Raw genomic sequence first — 17337 nt, 5'->3', positions numbered from 1 at the left:
CTTGGGTTGGCGGGTTCAAAGTACCGGCAGCGGCAGGTCGTGCACGTGGCCAAGGCCGCCGATGCGCTCCAGGTAGGCCGCTTCGCTCGCGCCCACCACCTCGTCGCGGTAGGCACGGAAGCCGTCCTCGGCCTCGGCGCCGGCGCAGTACGCCTTCAGCGCGGGCAGGTCCCAGCCGTAGGCCGGCGCGCAGGAAGTGGGATGGGCGCCGCCGGGTGCGTGCACCACGCCGCTTACCAGCGAGCGCTCGAAGGCGTTGTTGCGCGCGCGCGCCAGGTCTTCATCCTCCAGGCGCAGGTGCAGCGCTTCGCAGCTCACATAGCAGCGGTGCGCGGCGCGTGCGAACCATTCATCGAAGAACGGATCGGGCCCGTCGATGCGGGTGTTGCCGAGCACATCGCTGTCGTTCACGTGCAGCAGCGCGGCATCGAGCTCGATCGCCGGCATCGCCAACAGCACTTCGCCATCGGCATAGGGCGAACGCACCGTCCTCAGCTGGGGGTTCATGTCCAGCACGTCGGTGCCCAGCGCGGCGCGCGTCGGCAGGAACGGCAGGCGCGCGGCCGCGGCGCGCAGGCCCAGCTGCAGCATGCCTTCGTCAAGCTCCGTCACTTCCAGCACGCCGCGCTCGCGCGCCTGGCGGAAGTAGGGCTCGAGCGGAATCACGTCGAGCGAGACGAAGCCGAACACCAGCCGGCGCACCTTGCCGGCCGCGCACAGCATGCCCACCTCGGGGCCGCCGTAGGCGACCACGGTCAGGTCCTTCAGCGGCGAGCGCAGGATCTCGCGCACCAGCGCCATCGGCTTGCGGCGCGGGCCCCACCCACCGATGCCGATGGTCATGCCGTCGGCGAGCTGGCCGACCACGTCGGCCGCGCTCATGGTCTTGTCGATTGTCTTGGTCATGATGTGTTTAGCGGTATCCGATGCTGAAGTCGTGTCCCCACAGGCTGACGCGCGTGGCCTCGTAGGCGGCGTGGTGGCTCCAGTCCACCTCCAGGCCGCCGTGGCCGAACTCGAGGTCGAAGCCGCCGGGGGTCTTCATGTAGAAGGAAGTCATGCGGTCATTGCAGTGCTGGCCCAGCGTGGCCGAGAGCTTCACGCCGTGCTGCTGCGCGCGGTCCAGCGCGCGGCCCACCTCGGCCATGTCCGGAACCTCGGCCATCACGTGGATGCAGCCCGCTTCCGACGGCATCTCGAAGATCGCCAGGCTGTGGTGGCGGGCGTTGCCGCAATGCAGGAAGTGGATGCGCTTTTCCGGTTCGGCCGGGTCATTGGTAAAGCGCACGCGGAAGATGTCGGACAAACCGAAACCCATCACCTCGCACAGGAAGGCATAGGTCTCGTCGAAGGCCGGCGCGGGCAGGACCGCATGGCCCGCCCCCATCGGGTCAGTGACGAAGCGCGGCACGCCCACCGGCGAGATAAAGCGCAGGAAGTCCGAGCGCATGCCCCAGGAGATCTCATGGCGGTTGCCCGAGGGATCGGCAAACCAGGCCATGGCCTGCACGCGGCGCTGTGCCAGTTCCGCGGCGCTGGCGTGCACGACCTCAACGTTCGCCTGGCGCAGCGTGTCGAGCGCATGGCGGTAGGCCGGCTCGTCGGCAAGCTCCCAGCCCGATGCCAGGTAGCGGTCGCGCGCGCCCGGCACCACCAGGTAGCGGTAATCGCGCTCATCCATCTTCAGGTACAGCGCACCGCCGGGGGCGCCGGAACAGGTCATGCCCAGCACCTGTTCGGCATAGCGCCGCCATTGCCCCAGGTCGGTGGACTCGACCACGATGTAGCCAAGCGCACGGATATCCAACATGCCGGTCTCCTCAGGTTCGTTGCCACTGCTGGCTGATGGGACCATTCTTCCGTGCGCTGCAGCCCGGCACATCGTCCAGTGGGACTAGCCGGTCCGGCGCGGGCGTCACGCCGCTGCCGGGCGCACGAGGTACTGGCTGGTGGGGATCACGTCGATCTTGTCGAAGTCGATGAAGCGCTGGCAGCTTTCCATCATGGCCTGCAGGTTGCGCTGGAACTTGTCTTCGTCGCCGGCCGCGTCGAAGAACGCCTGCGGGTCGGTCATCGCCGCATCGGGGAAGCCCTCTTCGACAATGGCGTCGTAGTGCGGCGCGGCGTAGGTGAGCGGCCGCACCACCACGTTCTGCACGTAGAGGAAGTTGTCCTGGGTCTCGACCGCCACCGGCGTGTGGTGGTTGTGCCAGATGTCCAGCCAGGCCTGCGGCGTAAGCCGGGGCGGCCGGGTAAGGAAGGCAAGCTGCGCGAAGCCGGGCGTGCGTTCGCCGGGCGCGGCCGGGAAACGTGTATTGCGGATGGGCTGGGACTCCGTCACAAGGTAGCCGGCCATGCGGCCCACGGCGGCCGCGATCGCCTGGTCGAACGGCTGCCGCAGGCGGTCGATGGCGCTGTCCATCCAGACCGAGACCAGCCCGTCCATCTGCGGGCGGGTATTCGCCTGGCGCAGGCCCGCGGCCGGCAACACCGCGTCATCGGCCACGTTCACCTGCAGTCCGCGCGCGCCCAGCGCCAATAGCTTGTCCGCAAGCGTCGTGCGCAGCCGGCGCGCGAACTCCCCCGGCTCGGTCTGAGAATCGCGCCAGACGATATAGATGACTTTTTCCATGCTCCACGCTCCCTGGTACAGGTGCCGGCCGGGGCCGGACAGGTTGATGCGTGCGCGGAACAGGACCAAGCGCGGACAGCACGCGTCGCTGCGTCCGTCTGAGGTGCCATCCGTGTGCCGCGCCCGCTTGTCGGATGCATGCTAGGGGCGCGCATGGCGGGACTCATCCTCCATTCGGACTAGGAGAACCGATCGTCGGGCCACGAGGGAGTTACGCGTGCCCTGGAACACGCGTGCGTGGATGACGCCCTGGCGCTCAGCCGAGCGTCACCACACTGCTCAGCAGCATGCGCACCAGCGTGGCCTGCCGCGTGACCCCGGTCTTGGAGAAGATCGCGCGCAGGTGGGCGCGCGCCGTGTTCTTGCTGGTGCCCAGCGCCTCGGCGGCTTCGTCGAGCGTCATGCCGTCGGCAAGCACCAGCGCCAGCGCGGTCTCGGCGGGCGTGAGGTCGAACAGCTTGCGCACCACCTCGTGCGAGGCGCGCGACTTGCGCTCGGGATCGCGGATAAAGACCGCGCAGGCCGGGCGATGGCGGTGGTCTTCGGACCATTCGCTGAGCGGAATGGTGCGGATCAGCACGCCCAGCTTGCCGCGCCCCGAGGGGCGGGTGATCGACATGGCTTCGGCCAGCGCCGGCGCGCTGCCGTGATGCCCCATCTGGGCGCGGCGCAGCAGGTACTGGAACTTGCGGCTTTCCTGTGCGTAGGCGATCTCGAAGTTGGCGCCGTTGAGGCGGATGCCGTCGTTCTCCGCCAGGATCTCGTCGGCTTCCGCATTCTTCTTCAGGATTGCACCGGCTGCGTCGAGGATGACCATGCCGACCAGCATGCGGTCGATCGCGCCCGCATAGAGGCTGCGCTCCGATTCGACCACATCCAGCCTGGAATGCAGCCGGACCGCGCGCCTCAGGTGCGGCAGGATGGTGGCGCACGCCGCCTTGTCCACCTCGGAGAAGTCCTGCGCGTCGTGCTGGCGGCAGACGCGCAGCCGGCACTCGACCCCGTCTTCGGTGCGGATGTCGGCGCCCAGCAGGTAGCGCACGCCAAGCGGCTGCAGGAACTGCCGGTAGATCTCGCTGCGGCACCAGTTGCCGGCGCCCATCGCTTCGTCGACCGTCACGGCCCGGTCCGTGGGCAGGTTGATAAAGGGATCGATGGCGTAGTAGTAGGTGTTGTACGACGCCTCGGCCTCCAGCGAAGTGCCGTCCTGCGACGCGTGCACCGCGATGCCACTGCGGTCGCTCGCGGGCGAGCGCAGGATGAAGCTCACATAGCTGGCACCAAGTTGCTTGCGCAGCATTTCCAGCGCGCGGCCCCAGGGCACGGGTTCCATCGGCCCTTCGTAGACCGCCGCCAGCAGCGCGCTGAAATGCGGCAGGCTCAGTCCGGACTGCGCAAACCAGGGCGACGCCACCCCTTGCGCCTCAACGGTCGCCATCAACATTGTCTGTCTCCTGTTTCCTCGCCCCATGCGGGGACTGGCCGGTGCTCTGCGGCACCTGGGCAGCGCAGATTATAGGGAGGCTGCCTGCCGATGTCCGGCGCGCGGCGCCCTTGTTCGCCCTGGTTTGCGCCATCTAAGTGTTTTCCCTGACCTGCAATCGGACGATGCCGGTCCCGCCTGCCGCCGATCAAATGGCCGCACACCACAGGGCAACCGAAGGAGAACGACTCAGATGGATTTCACCGACAAGACCGTGCTGGTCACCGGCGGCGGCGCCGGCATCGGGCTCGCCACCGCGCAAGCCTTCCTGGAACAGGGTGCGCGCGTGGCGCTGATCGAGATCGACGCACAGCGCGCCGAGCAGGCGCGGGCGCTGCCGGGCAAGCCCGGCGCGGAAGTGCTGGTGGTACAGGGCGACGCCACCGATGCCGGCACCGTGCGCGAACTGGCTGCGCAGGTCGAACAGCGTTTCGGGGTGCTGGACGTGCTGGTCAACAACGTCGGCGATTTCCTGCGCATCGCCAAGCCGTTCGAGCACTATGCCGACGACGAGATCGCCAGCCTCTACGCCGCCAACCTGGGCCACGTCTTCACCGTCACGCGCGCCATGCTGCCGCTGCTGCGGCGCAGTGGCGCCGGCAGCATCGTCACGGTGTCGTCGATCGAGGCCTTCCGCGGCATTCCCTACTGCAGCGTCTACGGCGCCTTCAAGGCCGCCATCACCGGCTTCACGCAGAGCCTGGCGCTGGAGCTGGCGCCGGCGGGCATCCGCGTCAACCTGATCGCCCCCGAGACCACCGAAACGCCGCAGGTTCCGGTGTCGCAGATGGTCGCTGCGGAACACCAGCACCATATCCCGCGCTGGATTCCGCTGGGCCGCTTCGGCACGCCGCGCGACATTGCCGACGGCATCCTGTTCCTGGCCAGCGAGCGCGCGGCCTGGATCACCGGCACGGCGCTGCATGTCAATGGCGGCGCGCTGGCCGCGGCCGGCTGGTATCGCGACCCCAAGGGCGCGTGGACCAACATGCCGGTCATCGGCGGCAACGGCATGAACCTCTGATGGCCGCGCACCGCGGCCACACCACCCCACCAAGGAGACAAGCATGAAGATACTGATCGTCGGCGGCACCGGCATGATCGGGGGCCACGCGGCCCTGCACCTGCGCAGCCGCGGGCACGACGTCACCATCGCGGGGCGCAACCGCCCCGCGCCCGGCACGGCGCTGGGCGGGCTGGACTTCCTGCGCTGCGACTACATCGCCAACGACGTGCCGGCCGCGCAGCTCGGCGCCTTCGACGCGCTGGTCTTCGCCGCCGGCAACGATGTGCGCCACGTGCCGCCCGGCGGCGACGAAGCCGCGCACTGGGAGCGCGCCAACATCGAGGGCGTGCCGCGTTTCCTGCGCGCGGCGCGCGCTGCCGGGATCCGGGTCGCCGTCTACGTCGGCAGCTTCTACCCGCAGGCACAGCCGCAGCTGGCCGAGGACAACGCCTATATCCGCTCGCGCAAGCTGGCCGACGAAGGCGTTCGCGCGCTGGCCACCGATGCCTTCCGCGTGAGCAGCGTGAACGCGCCGTTCGTCGTGGGCACGGTGCCGGGCCTGATGGTGCCGATGTTCAAGGCCTATACCGACTACGCCCGCGGCAACTTTGCGCCGATGCCGGATTTCGCGCCGCCCGGCGGCGTCAACTTCATCTCGGCCACTTCGCTCTCGGAAGCGATCGAAGGCGCGCTGTTGCGCGGTGAAAACGGCAAGGCTTACCTGGTAGGGGACGAGAACCTGTCGTTCCAGGACTATTTCGGTGCCTTCTTCCGCGACGCGGGCCGCCCGGTGCCGCCTGTCATCGACCAGGAGCATCCGTTGCTGCCGGACTCGGCCATCTGCTTCGGCCGGGGCAACACGCTCTACTACGAGCCGGATGCGGCCGAAGCCGCCCTGCTCGGCTATCGCCGCCGCGACATCCTGCGCACGGTCGGCGAGATCGTGACGCAGTACAGCTAGCCGTACGCTGCGGCGGCCCGCGCAAGCAGAACGCCGCAGCCGGCCTTACAGGCTTTATAGCCCCGAGATCAACTGCGCGTTATCGATGCGCAATTCGGCGCCATTGATAAAGCGCGACGCGTCCGAAGCCAGGAACAGGACCAGGTTGGCCACATCCTCCGGCTGGCACATGCGTGCCATCGGGTCCGTACCGATACCAAGCGTGGCCGGATCCAGGTCCGGCACCAGCGCCTGCGTCATCGGCGTCCAGACGCCATCGGGATGGATCGAGTTGCAGCGGATCCGGTAGCCGTTCTGCTTGCAGTGCACGGCCACGCTGCGCGTCAGCGCGGTAACGGCGCCCTTGGCGCCGCTGTATGCGCACATCATGGGCAGCCCGCCCAGCGCCGCCACCGACGACATCACCACGATGGAGCCCCCGGCGGGGTTGCCCTTCATTGCCTGCACACCGAACCTGCAGCCCAGGAAATAGCCGTCGGCATTGACGCGCATGACCTGCCGCCAGCTGTCGAGCGAGGTTTCCTCGATTGACCCGAGCGGACAGATGGCCGCATTGTTGACCAGCACGTCGAGCCGGCCGAAGCGGTCCTGCGTGGCGGCCATGGCTTTGCGCCAGTCCTCCTCGCTGGCAATGTCGTGGCGCACGAACATGGCCGCATCCCCGATCTCGCGGGCCAGTGCCTGCCCGGCCTCCTGGTTGACATCGCTGATGACCACGCGCGCGCCTTCGGCCGCCAGCATCAGCGCGTCGGCGCGCCCTACCCCGCTGGCCGCGCCGGTGACCAGCGCAACCTTGTCCCTGACTTGATGCATCGTTTCTCTCCTTGAGTTGCCGGCTTCAGCCGGCTTCGGGAATCCTGCCGGCCAGCACGGCCTGCAGCGCGGCTTCGCCATACACCGCAGCCACGGTTTCATCGAGGATGGGATTGCCGCGCAGCTCGCTGCCACCGTCCACGGCGATGCTCTGGCCGGTCACCCAGCCCGATTCCGGCCCCGCCAGGTAGCGCACCGCACTGGCAATGTCGTCCGGTTCGCCGGCGCGGCCCAGCGGCATCTGCGCGACGAACTTGTCGAGGATGGCCGGGTTGTCGAACATCGGCCCGGTCGCGCCGGAGCGGGTTAGCCCCGGCCGCACCGCATTGACGCGGATGCCGCATCCCGCCAGCTCCTCGGCGGCGGCGCGCACGAACGCTTCCAGCCCCGCCTTGGCGGCGCAGTACGCCGACAGCCAGCGGCAGGTCATGCGCGCCGCGTTCGACGAGATACAGACGATGGTGCCGCCATGCGGTGCCATCAGCGGCGACGCGTGGCGCACCGCCAGGAATGCGCTGGCGATGTTCAGCTCCAGCTCCGCCATCAGCGAGGCCGCGTCATGCATCAGCAGCGGACGGAAGCCGCCCCCACCAACGGTCGCGACCACGATATCGAGGCGCCGCTGCAGCTCCCAGGCTTGCTGCAGCGCGGCCTGCACGTCATCCTCGCGGCAAGCGTCGCCGGCGCTGATTGCCACGGTGGCGCCGGCCACCTGCGCGCACAGGCTGCGCCGTGCCGCTTCCAGCGCTTCGCCCCGCCGCCCCATGAGGACCACCGTCGCGCCGTCGCGCAGCAGCGCCAGCGCGCTGGCCGCACCGATGCCGCCGGCGCCGCCGGTGACGAGGGCTGTCTTGCCTTCCAGTACACGGGTCGTCGTCATCATGCCCCTCGCAGCGGCAGGTCCTGCGTCCAGTCCACCACCAGCTCGCGCGCGGCAATGCGCCACTGGCCGTCGCGCCGCACGAAGCGGTCGTGGTAGCGGATGCCCCAGTCCAGCTTGCGCGGCACGCCGTCCTGTTCGTACAGGTGGTTGGCCACGCAATAGGTCTCGCCGGTCGCGGTATCGCCATCGACTTCGACCAGTTGCTGGTGCACGTGATGCTGCGTGGCGCTGTACTGGCCGAGCGATGCCATGCCGTCAGCAATCGCCTGCGCTCCGTCCATGCGGAAGCCCGGCCCGCTCAGCCATGCGTCCGCCGTGAACAGCGCTGCCAGTTTCGGGAAATCGCGCCGGTCCACCGCCTGCGCATAGCGGCAGGTCAGGGCATGGATGGCTTCCTTGCACTCCAGTTCAGACATGGCCAGTCTCACTCCTTGTTGTGACCGCCAGCGCCGCGATACGCCGCGCGGGCAGTCGTTGGGATGGGGACTATCGTCGGCCTTGCCGCGCCGGGGGCCATCGTCCGCGTGGAGTATCCGGACCGGGTATCGCTTAGTCCGAACGAAGGATGTCGCGATGCCGTGCCCGTTCCAAGCTTCGATGACATCAATGAAGGAGACACACATGAAGCAGGCGGAACAGGCCATCGTCGCCGTCGTCACGGGCGGCTCGCGCGGTGCCGGCAAGGGCATCGCACTGGCGCTCGGTGCGGCAGGCGCCACGGTGTACGTGACCGGACGCACCGAGCAGGAAGGCAGCGCGCCGCTGCCCGGCACCATCCACGCCACCGCACGCGAGATCGATGCGCTGGGCGGGCGCGGCATCGCGCTCGCGTGCGATCATCGCGACGATGCGCAGGTGGCGCGTCTGTTCGCGCGGGTGCGAGAGGAATCCGGTCGGATCGACATCCTGGTCAACAATGCGACCTTCCTGCACGACGAGCTCATCATGCCGGGGCCGTTCTGGCAGAAGCCACTGGAGATGGCCGGCATCCTCGACGTGGGCCTGCGCTCAGGCTACGTCGCCAGCTGGCATGCCGCGCCCATGATGGCCGCGCAGGGCCGCGGGCTGATCGTGTTCACCTCGTCATTCGGTGCCAACTGCTATATGCACGGTCCGGCCTACGGCGCGCAGAAGGCGGGCATCGACAAGTTCGCGCACGACATGGCGGTCGACCTGCGGCCCTACGGCGTCGCGGCGGTGTCGCTGTGGATGGGGCCGCTGCGCACTGCGCGCACACTGCGGGTATGGGAAAAGCATCCGGACAAGTACGCGGGCTTCGCGCCGGTGGCGGAGACGCCGGAGTTCACGGGGAGGATTATCGATGCGCTGTACCGCGACCCTGCGCTGATGGAAAAGTCCGGCCGGGTGTTGATTAGCGCCGAAGCGGCGCTGGCCTATGGCATCGTCGATTCGGAGGGGGTGCAGCCGCCGTCGTACCGGCAGACACTGGGCGGGCCCCCGCCGGTGCATCCGGCGATTGTGGAATAGGAATTGGGCGCGCGCGAGCGTTGGAAATTGCCACCACCTCTCGCATGCGCACCCCTCTCCCGCAAGCGGGAAAGGGGTGCAAACAAGCGCGGCCTCCTACCCTCCCTGCGACACCAACCCCGTCGTGAACATCGTCGAGCGAATCAGCCACGCACCATCGATCCGCACATACTCATCCGCATAACGTCCCGTTAGAAAGGTACGCGAACCACTGGCATCATCCAGCGCCAGGTAGGCCAGATCCCAGCTGCCCTGCGCCAGATTGTCATCCAGCACACGGATATCCCCCTGCCCCGCAAAATGCATCTCCCGCAGCGTCGGCCGGCACGCCAGTTCCGCAAAGCACTGCACCAGTGCCTCGCGCCCGGCAAAGCTGCCGATCCGGTCATAGTGGATATGCGCGTTGTCCGGCACGAAACAGGCGCGCATCGCGTCAGGGTCCTTGTCATCGCAAGCGCGCAGGTAGCGCAGCTTGAGCGCGCGGATCGCCTCCGCGGCTTCCAGCCGCGCGACGCGGTCGGCAATGGCGGCAATGTCGGTCATGATCGGTTCCTTGTTCATCAGGCTTCACGCAACTGGTACTTCAACACCTTGCCTGCCGCGCTGACCGGCAGCGACGTCACGAACAGCACCTCGCGCGGCACCTTGTAGTTGGCCATGTGCCGGCGCGCCCAGGCGATCAGGGCTTCGGCGTCCACGCGCGCGCCGTGGCGCAGCACCACGTAGGCACGCCCCACTTCACCGAGCCGCTCGTGCGGGATGCCCACTACCGCCACCTGGGCCACGGCCGGATGCGCCACCAGCAGCTTCTCCACCTCCGCCGGATAGCAGTTGAAGCCGCCCACGATAAACATGTCCTTGATGCGGTCGGTGATGCGCAGGTAGCCGCGCGCATCGAGCGTGCCGACATCGCCGGTATGCAGCCAGCCTTCGCTGTCGATGGCTTCGGCGGTGGCTTCGGGCAGGCCGAAGTAGCCCTGCATCACGTTGTAGCCCCGCACCAGCACCTCGCCCGCCTCGCCGGTGGCGGCCGGCTGCCCCTGCCCATCGATGCAGCGGATCTCGATGCCCGGCATGGCGCGGCCGGAGGTGGCGGCGACGGTTTCGGCGTCGTCGCCGGCGCGGGTCAGCGTGGCAAAGCCGCACGACTCGGTCAGGCCGTAGCCGGTGATGATGGTGTCGAAGCCCAGTTCGTCGCGCATGCGCTGGATCAGCGCGGGCGCGATCGCCGAGGCACCGGTCACCGCGACACGCAGCGACGACAGGTCGAACTCACGCAGGCGCGGCGCGTTAAGCAGGGTCTGGTAGAGCGTCGGCGGCCCGGGCAGCACCGTGATGCGTTCGTTCTCCACGCGCGTCATCACGGCCTCGGCGTCGAACACCAGGTGGGGCAGCACCGTGGCCCCGCGCGACAGCGCGGCGAGCCATCCGGCCTTGTAGCCAAAGGTATGGAAGAACGGATTGACGATCAGGTAGCGGTCGCCCGGCCGCACCCCGGTGATGGCGGCCCAGCCGTCGACGGCGCGCAGGTTCTGCGCGTGGGCGGTCATCACGCCCTTGGGACGCCCGGTGGTGCCCGAGGTGAACATGATGTCCATCAGCGTGTCGCCGCGCACCCCGTCCTCGCGCTTGGCGAACGCCGCCATGTCCGCCTGTGGCGCCAGCGCGAGGAAGGCTTCCCAGGCCAGCTCGTCGGGGCCGGGCGTCCGGCCCTGCCCGGGGCGCAGGATCACCAGCCGCTCCAGCGTGGCGGGGCGGTGTGGCGCCAGCATCTGCGGATAGCTTTCGCCGAGGAAAGCGTCGACGCAGAACAGCAGGCGCGCGCCGCTGTCGGCCAGCACGGCGCCGGCCTCGGCCCCCTTCATGCGCGTGTTGAGCGGCACCAGCGCCGCGCCTATGCTGTGCGTGGCCAGCGCCGCGATGATCCATTCGGAGAAGTTCGGCGCCCAGACGGCAACCCGGTCGCCGGGCTGCACGCCCAGCGCCATCAGCGCCCGGGCCGCCTGTATCCGGCTGGCGTCGAGCGCGGCGTAGGTGAGGCGCAGCCCGTCTTCCTGGATGGCGATGCGCTCGCCGTGGCGCCTGGCCGCGCGCCGCACCAGCTCGGGAATGGTCGCGGCGATGTCGTCGTTGGCGGCGGCGAGGTCGAGGTCGAGGCCGGCCGGTGCCGCAATGGCGTCGATGATGTCAGATGGGGTCATGTCAATCCGGGAACTTCAGGTGGATTTCGGCGCTGGACGGGCGGGCCTGGCAAGCCAGGGTCCAGCCCGCCTCCAGGTCGGCGCGGTCGAGCACATGGTTCTCGCCGAGCGTCACGTCGCCCTGCGTCACCTGGCACATGCAGGCGCCGCACAGCCCGGCGCGGCAGGAATTGGGCGCGGCCACGCCGGCGCGCTGCAACGCGTCGAGCACGGTTTCGTCCGGCGCCACGCCGACGTGGTGGATCTCGCCGTCGAGCTGCACGGTCAGTGCGGCGCCGCGCATCGCGGGCGCGGGCGATGCCGTGGCGGTGTCCCCCGCGCTGGCGGCCCCGCTTGCCGGTGCCTTGGCCGCCGGCACATCGGGCAAGGACACGAAGCGCTCGACGTGCAGTTGCCCGCGCGGCACCCCCAGGGCCTGAAGCGCGGCCTGGGCGCCGTCCATGAACGGGCCGGGCCCGCAGACAAAGCATTGCGCCATGCTCCACGGCCGCACCAGTTCCTCGATCTGGCGCTGCGTGGGCGGCCCCTGCACGCTGTCCAACCAGTGGATCACGCGCAGCCGGCCGGGGTGGTTGCGCGCCAGTTCCGCAAGCGCCTCGCGGAAGATGATGGAGCGCTCGTCGCGGTTGGCATAGACCAGCGTGACCGCGCCGCGCCCGTGGCGCAGCGCCGCCTTGGCGATCGACAGCACCGGGGTGATGCCGCTGCCGCCGGCCAGCAGCAGGAAATCGCCATGCAGCGCGGGCGGGGTGAACACCCCGGCGGGCGGCATCACCTCGACCGTATCGCCCGCGCCCAGGTGGTCGCAGATCCAGTTGGACACGCGCCCGCTCTGCACGCGCTTGATCGTCACGCGCAGGGCGTTGTCCACCTCAGGCGTGCTCGACAGCGAATAGCAGCGCTGCAGCGGCACGCCGTCCACGGGCACGCGCAGGGTCAGGAACTGCCCGGGACGGTAGGCAAACGCATCGCGCAGGCCGTCCGGCAGCGCGAATACCAGCGAATGCGCCTGGTCAGTTTCCGTGACGACTTCGGCGATCTGCAGCCGGTGGAATTGCACTGGCGCCATGATGTCCTTCTATTGCTTGAGGGCGGGGTCAGGCCACGCCCATGATGGTCTGCGCGTTGTCGATACGCAGTTCCGCACCGTTGATAAAGCGCGATTCGTCGGAGGCCAGGAACAGCACCAGGTTGGCCACGTCGCGCGGATGGCACATGCGCTGCATCGGCTCGGCGCCACCCACCTCCTCCGGCAGGGCCGTGGCACCGCCCGGCAGGAAGGCCGCGGTCATCGGCGTAAGGATGCCGTCCGGGTGGATCGAGTTGCAGCGGATCCGGTAGCCGCTCTGCTTGCAGTGCCCCGCCACCGCGCGCGTGAGCGCAGCCACCGCGCCCTTGCTCGCGCTGTAGGCGCAGAACGCGCCCATGCCGCCCAGCGCCGCCACCGACGACATATTGACGATGCTGCCGCCGCCCGCCTTCATCGCGGCCACGCCGTACTTGCAGCCGAGGAAGTAGCCGTCGGCATTGATGCGCATCACGCGCTGCCATTGCTCCAGCGTGGCGTCCTCGACCGAACCCAGCAACAGGATGGCGGCATTGTTGACCAGCACGCTGGGGGCGCCGAATTGCTTTTCGGTGCGCGCCATCACCTGCTGCCAGCCGGCTTCGCTGGCGATGTCATGCGGCACGAACAGCGCGGTCTCGCCGATCTCGCGCGCCAGCGCATGGCCCGCCTCCTCGTTGAGGTCGGTCAGCACCACGCGCGCGCCCTCGCGCGCCAGCAGCAGCGCGTCTTCCTTGCCGACGCCGCTGGCGGCCCCGGTGACGATGGCGATCTTTCCTTCAGTACGTTGGCTCATGGGTGGGCTCCTCGTTGGTGTGTGCCTGCCGGTCGCCGGCAGGCTGTCGTGTCAGATGGCGGCCCGCGTTGCGCCCCGACCAGATGCAGTCGGCAAGCGACAGGCCGCTTACGTAATGGTTGGATGCGATGCCAGCGGCAGTGCGGCCCACGGCGTAGAGCCCTGGAATGGGCGCCCCGCCAGCGGCGGCCAGTACACGGCCGCTGGACTCTTCCACCGACAATCCGCCCAGCGTGATGGCAGGGCACGGAAAGACGCGGCTGTTGGCCGAGATGTCGATGGCAAGCCACGGCCCGGTTTCGAGCGACGCGCACATCGGCGCCGATTTGCCGGCCGGATCGGGGATCTCGCCGCGGGCCGCGGCGTTATAGGCATCGACGGTGGCCCGCAGCGCCGCGCCGGGCATGCCCAGCTTGCCGGCAAGCGCTTCGAGGCTGGAGGCACGCCGCGCCCCCGCCAGCATCAGCAGCGCCGCGGGCAAGGCCTGGAAGGCCCACAGCCGGCCGCCCAGGCATTCACGCAGCGCGGCGCGCGCCAGTTCGCGGTTCAGGACCAGCCAGGCCCGCCCGCCATGCCGTTCGCAGATGGCGTGGCCAAGGGTGGCGCCGTAGGTTTCCTCGTTGCCGATGCGCGCGCCCTGCGCATCGACCACGCAGCCGCGCGCCCAGTCGAACGGCGGATTGATGAAGCGCCATGCCGAGACCCGCTCCAGGTGCCGCGTGGCCGCGCCCGCCGACTCACCAAGGCGGATGCCGCTGCCGTCGCAGCCGGTCGCGCCAAGGCGCCAGTTCTGCAGGTATTTGCCGGCGTGGCGCGCCACCATGGCGCGGTTGAAGATAAAGCCGCCGGTGGCCAGCACCACCGCGCCGGTGCGCACCGCGACCGGGCGCGCATGGCGCAGTTCCAGTTGCAGCACGCGCTCGCGCAGCAGGTCGGCCAGCGCAGGCGCTGCGTTGTGCAGGCGCTCGGCCAGGCGCGCCAGGCGGGCGTGGCGTTTCTGGTGGCGGCCCGGCGGCAGCTGCCACAGCTCGATGCCGACGACCGCGCCGTCCTGGTCGAGAATCAGCCGTCTTGCCGCGGTCTGGCGCATCACCGTCACCTCCGGCCGGGCCTGCACGGCGGCGCGCAGGACGGCGTACAGCGTGCGGCCGGACATGCCGGGGCCTTTCACGCGGTGACCGCGCGGCGCGGGCGCGGCATGCTGCGCGTAGGCGGCGACCGCTTCGTTGCCGGAGTAGTAGAGGTAGTAGGGCTGCGCCGGATACGAGGTCTTGCGCGGCGGCACGGTGGCGGCAAAGCCCACGCCCAGGCCTTCAAGCCAGCCGATCATCTCGCGGCTGCGCTGACAGAACGCCTGCAGCGTGGCATCGCTGACGACCCCGCCCGTCTCCTGGCGCAGGTAGTCCGCCATCGCCTGCGGTGTATCGGCGTAGCCCGCGGCGGACTGGTACGGCGTGCCGCCGCCGGCGTAGACCACCCCGCCGCTCTTGGCGCTGGCGCCCCCGCCTTCGAAGCGTTCCGCAACGATCACGCGCGCGCGGCCATGCGCGGCCTCCAGCGCGGCGCAGGCCCCGGCGGCGCCGAAGCCCACCACCACGGCATCGCAGGCGGCCTGCCACGGGTGTGCGTCCGGATCGTCGAGGCGCAGCGGCGCGTGGACCGGCGTGGCGGAATCGGTCGGAGGGTACATGCTGGCTTGCGCTCCCGGCTTAGGCCGAACACAGTGCGCCAAGCGGCGCGGACGTGGTGTAGGCACCATCGACATAGACCAGCGGCGACACCTCGCCAGCCAGCTTTACCTCGCGCAGGCGTCCGATGAAGACCGCGTGCGTGCCGTAGTCGAAGCGGCCATCCTGCTGGCACACCAGGTTCGCCTGGGCATCGCGCAGGCACGGCACGCCGAGCAGATCGTCCTCCCACTCGCCACTGGTGAAGCGTTCCTCGCCCTTGAGCCGGCCGCTGCAATCCACTGCGATATCGCGGTGGTCGGCTGCCAGCAGGTTGATGCAGAAGTCCGCGCCGGCATCCAGCGGCGGGTAGATCGAAGAATTGCGGTTGATGCAGATCAGCAGCGAAGGCGGGTCCGCGGACAGCGAATCGACCGCGGTCACGGACATCGAATAGCGGCGCTCGCCATGGCGGCAGCTGATCACCGCCACCGAGCGCGCCATGCGGCGCATCGCCATCAGCATGTCTTCGCGCAGCGCGGTGCTGGGTTCGGGGTTGGCGCTCATAGGGCCTCCTGTACGGTTTGAGCATGGGGCGCGGCGGCAGGCTGGCGCGCGTTCTGAGAGAGCACGTCGGCAGCGATAAAGCCGAAGGTCATGGCCGGGCCCAGTGTCGAGCCCGCGCCGGGATAGCTGGTGCCCATCATCGAGGCACTGGTATTGCCGATGGCGAACAGCCCGGCAATGGCGCTGCCGTCGTCGCGCAGCACGCGCGCGCTGGCGTCCGTCACCAGGCCGCCCTTGGTGCCGATGTCGCCGGCATCGATGCGCACAGCGTAGAACGGCGCCTTGCCGATCGGCGCCAGGCACGGGTTGGGCCGCACTGCCGGGTCGCTGTAGTAGGTATCGAACAGGTTGTCGCCCTTGCCGAACTCCTCGTCCACGCCGGTGGCAGCATAGTGGTTCATGCGCGCCACGCTGTCGGCCAGGCCGCCGGCATCGACACCGATCCGCTGCGCCAGCTGCGCCAGCGAGTCGGCGCGCACCAGGATGCCGGACAGGCTTGCCGGAATGCCGCGGTCCGGCATGACCGAGCCGGGCAGGATCGGCCCGCACGGATATTTGTGGCGGAAGGCGGCGTCGAACACCATCCACGCCGGCACGCTGCTGCCGGTTTTCTCGTGGTCGCGGTACATGGCGGGAACGAACTCGGAATACGGCGCGGCCTCGTTGACGAAGCGCCGGCCCTGCCCGTTCACCACCAGGCAGCCGGGCATGGCGCGCTCGATAAAGAGCGCGCGCTGCTTTTCCTCGCCCTGCACATGCACGGTGGGTGCGCCCCAGACGTGGGACATCAGCGCCACGCCGGCGCCGGCGGCCTGGGCGGCGCGGATGCCGTCACCGGTGTTGTTGGGCGGGGTCGCGCTCCAGGCGGCCTGGGTCGGCTGCGGCAGGTACTGTTCGCGCATGGCCTGGTTGCGCTCGAAGCCGCCGGCGGCCAGGATCACGCCGCGCAGCGCGCGGATCTCCACCACGCGCCCGTCCTGCACCGCGCGCACGCCGCGCACGGTGCCATCCTCGACGATCAGGTCCTGCAGCGCGGTGTCGAGCCACAGCGGAATCGCGCGGTCCATCATGGCCCGCCGCAGGCCGCCGACCAGGCTGTTGCCGAGCGTGAGCCGGCGGTCGCGCCGGGTCTTGCGGCGCCAGCCCAGGTCCAGCCAGTAGCGGGCAAACTGGCGCACCGCCAGGCCCAGCCAGCCGGGCGCGCGGCACAGCAGCGCATGCGCCTCGGCCGAGGTCACGGCCACGCGCCCGCCCACCAGCGTGCCCGGCGACGGCGGCCGCAGCCGTGCGAATTCCTCGCGCAGCTGCGCGCCGTCGAACGGCATCGGGTCGAGCGCGCGGTAGCCCGGCATCGCGCCCGGAACCTTCTGGAAGTAGTCCGCGTAGCGCGGCAGCGTGTAGTAACGCACGCCGGCCTGCTGCTCCAGGTACTGGAGCATGCGGGGCGCCTGCTCAAGATAGGCGCGCACGCGCTGTGGATCGCCGTGCTCGCCGGCGCACGCCAGGATGTATTCCAGCGCCGTGGCGTAGTCGTCGCGCCCGCCCGCCGGCGCGATATGGTGGTTGAGCGGAATCCAGATGCCGCCGCCGGACACCGCCGAGGTGCCGCCGTACTGGCTGCTCTTTTCCAGCACCACCACCGACAGTCCGCGGTCCGCGGCGCGGCAGGCGGCCAGCATGCCGCCGGCGCCCGAGCCGACCACCACCACGTCGAACTCGCTGGGCTGCATGCGCGCTCTGCTCTGGCTCATATTGGATCTCCGTGCGGCGCGCG

17 protein-coding genes are annotated in these 17337 nt (G+C 69.5%); 3 read left to right on the top strand and 14 right to left on the bottom strand.

The window, feature by feature from the left end:
• Positions 1-15 precede the first annotated feature (15 nt).
• From AC3WRI_RS20530 to AC3WRI_RS20515, 4 genes are all read right to left on the bottom strand, one after another.
• A complete protein-coding gene (locus AC3WRI_RS20530; protein ID WP_492293958.1) occupies positions 16-906 on the bottom strand; it encodes a CoA transferase subunit A in 891 nt (296 codons plus the stop codon).
• A 7-nt stretch (positions 907-913) separates the two neighbouring features.
• Entirely contained in the window at positions 914-1810 is an 897-nt protein-coding gene (locus tag AC3WRI_RS20525; RefSeq protein ID WP_439669750.1) for a VOC family protein, read from the bottom strand.
• A gap of 105 nt (positions 1811-1915) precedes the next feature.
• Positions 1916-2632, bottom strand: coding sequence for an EthD domain-containing protein (locus AC3WRI_RS20520; protein ID WP_010813983.1), 717 nt, complete (start codon positions 2630-2632; stop codon positions 1916-1918).
• Positions 2633-2888: 256 nt separating this feature from the next.
• Positions 2889-4076: a helix-turn-helix transcriptional regulator gene (locus AC3WRI_RS20515; RefSeq protein ID WP_492293956.1), complete on the bottom strand. Its 1188-nt coding sequence runs from the start codon at positions 4074-4076 to the stop codon at positions 2889-2891.
• 232 nt (positions 4077-4308) lie between these two features.
• On the opposite strand from AC3WRI_RS20515, the gene AC3WRI_RS20510 reads away from it, so the two are divergent.
• Both AC3WRI_RS20510 and AC3WRI_RS20505 read left to right on the top strand, forming a co-directional pair.
• Positions 4309-5139, top strand: coding sequence for an SDR family NAD(P)-dependent oxidoreductase (locus AC3WRI_RS20510; RefSeq protein WP_439672487.1), 831 nt, complete (start codon positions 4309-4311; stop codon positions 5137-5139).
• 43 nt (positions 5140-5182) lie between these two features.
• Positions 5183-6082, top strand: a complete 900-nt coding sequence (locus AC3WRI_RS20505; protein ID WP_439669749.1) for an NAD-dependent epimerase/dehydratase family protein — start codon at positions 5183-5185, stop codon at positions 6080-6082.
• 54 nt (positions 6083-6136) lie between these two features.
• Here AC3WRI_RS20505 and AC3WRI_RS20500 read toward each other — a convergent pair whose 3' ends face one another.
• From AC3WRI_RS20500 to AC3WRI_RS20490, 3 genes are read right to left on the bottom strand one after another with little or no spacing between them, the layout of a single operon-like run.
• The gene (locus AC3WRI_RS20500; protein WP_010813987.1) at positions 6137-6895 is read right to left on the bottom strand and encodes a glucose 1-dehydrogenase; all 759 of its coding nucleotides are present in this window, start codon (positions 6893-6895) and stop codon (positions 6137-6139) included.
• 25 nt (positions 6896-6920) lie between these two features.
• Positions 6921-7778, bottom strand: coding sequence for an SDR family NAD(P)-dependent oxidoreductase (locus AC3WRI_RS20495; protein WP_454750742.1), 858 nt, complete (start codon positions 7776-7778; stop codon positions 6921-6923).
• The gene (locus AC3WRI_RS20490) at positions 7775-8194 is read right to left on the bottom strand and encodes a nuclear transport factor 2 family protein (RefSeq protein ID WP_492293954.1); all 420 of its coding nucleotides are present in this window, start codon (positions 8192-8194) and stop codon (positions 7775-7777) included. The genes AC3WRI_RS20495 and AC3WRI_RS20490 overlap by 4 nt, the downstream gene beginning before the upstream one ends.
• A 205-nt stretch (positions 8195-8399) precedes the next feature.
• On the opposite strand from AC3WRI_RS20490, the gene AC3WRI_RS20485 reads away from it, so the two are divergent.
• The gene (locus tag AC3WRI_RS20485; protein WP_041688002.1) at positions 8400-9266 is read left to right on the top strand and encodes an SDR family NAD(P)-dependent oxidoreductase; all 867 of its coding nucleotides are present in this window, start codon (positions 8400-8402) and stop codon (positions 9264-9266) included.
• Between the two features lie 96 nt (positions 9267-9362).
• Here the strand turns inward: AC3WRI_RS20485 and AC3WRI_RS20480 are convergent, their stop codons facing one another.
• From AC3WRI_RS20480 to AC3WRI_RS20450, 7 genes are read right to left on the bottom strand one after another with little or no spacing between them, the layout of a single operon-like run.
• Positions 9363-9827 (bottom strand): nuclear transport factor 2 family protein, encoded by a 465-nt coding sequence (locus AC3WRI_RS20480; protein WP_010813991.1) that lies wholly within the window; start codon positions 9825-9827, stop codon positions 9363-9365.
• Positions 9827-11467 (bottom strand): FadD3 family acyl-CoA ligase, encoded by a 1641-nt coding sequence (locus tag AC3WRI_RS20475; protein ID WP_492293952.1) that lies wholly within the window; start codon positions 11465-11467, stop codon positions 9827-9829. The genes AC3WRI_RS20480 and AC3WRI_RS20475 overlap by 1 nt, the downstream gene beginning before the upstream one ends.
• A gap of 1 nt (position 11468) precedes the next feature.
• A complete protein-coding gene (locus AC3WRI_RS20470; protein WP_010813993.1) occupies positions 11469-12536 on the bottom strand; it encodes a ferredoxin--NADP reductase in 1068 nt (355 codons plus the stop codon).
• Between the two features lie 28 nt (positions 12537-12564).
• The gene (locus AC3WRI_RS20465) at positions 12565-13329 is read right to left on the bottom strand and encodes an SDR family oxidoreductase (RefSeq protein ID WP_010813994.1); all 765 of its coding nucleotides are present in this window, start codon (positions 13327-13329) and stop codon (positions 12565-12567) included.
• Positions 13313-15019: an FAD-binding protein gene (locus AC3WRI_RS20460; RefSeq protein ID WP_492293950.1), complete on the bottom strand. Its 1707-nt coding sequence runs from the start codon at positions 15017-15019 to the stop codon at positions 13313-13315. The genes AC3WRI_RS20465 and AC3WRI_RS20460 overlap by 17 nt, the downstream gene beginning before the upstream one ends.
• A gap of 19 nt (positions 15020-15038) precedes the next feature.
• Positions 15039-15563 carry a flavin reductase family protein gene (locus AC3WRI_RS20455; protein WP_010813996.1) on the bottom strand — a complete coding sequence of 175 codons (525 nt, stop codon included), beginning with the start codon at positions 15561-15563 and terminating at the stop codon, positions 15039-15041.
• Positions 15560-17314, bottom strand: a complete 1755-nt coding sequence (locus AC3WRI_RS20450) for an FAD-dependent oxidoreductase (RefSeq protein WP_037025771.1) — start codon at positions 17312-17314, stop codon at positions 15560-15562. The genes AC3WRI_RS20455 and AC3WRI_RS20450 overlap by 4 nt, the downstream gene beginning before the upstream one ends.
• Between the last annotated feature and the right edge of the window lie 23 nt (positions 17315-17337).

The organism is Cupriavidus sp. FW305-27, assembly GCF_058787995.1.
Note: the sequence above shows the minus strand (reverse complement) of the source record. Positions and strands in the feature narration are given on the sequence as shown.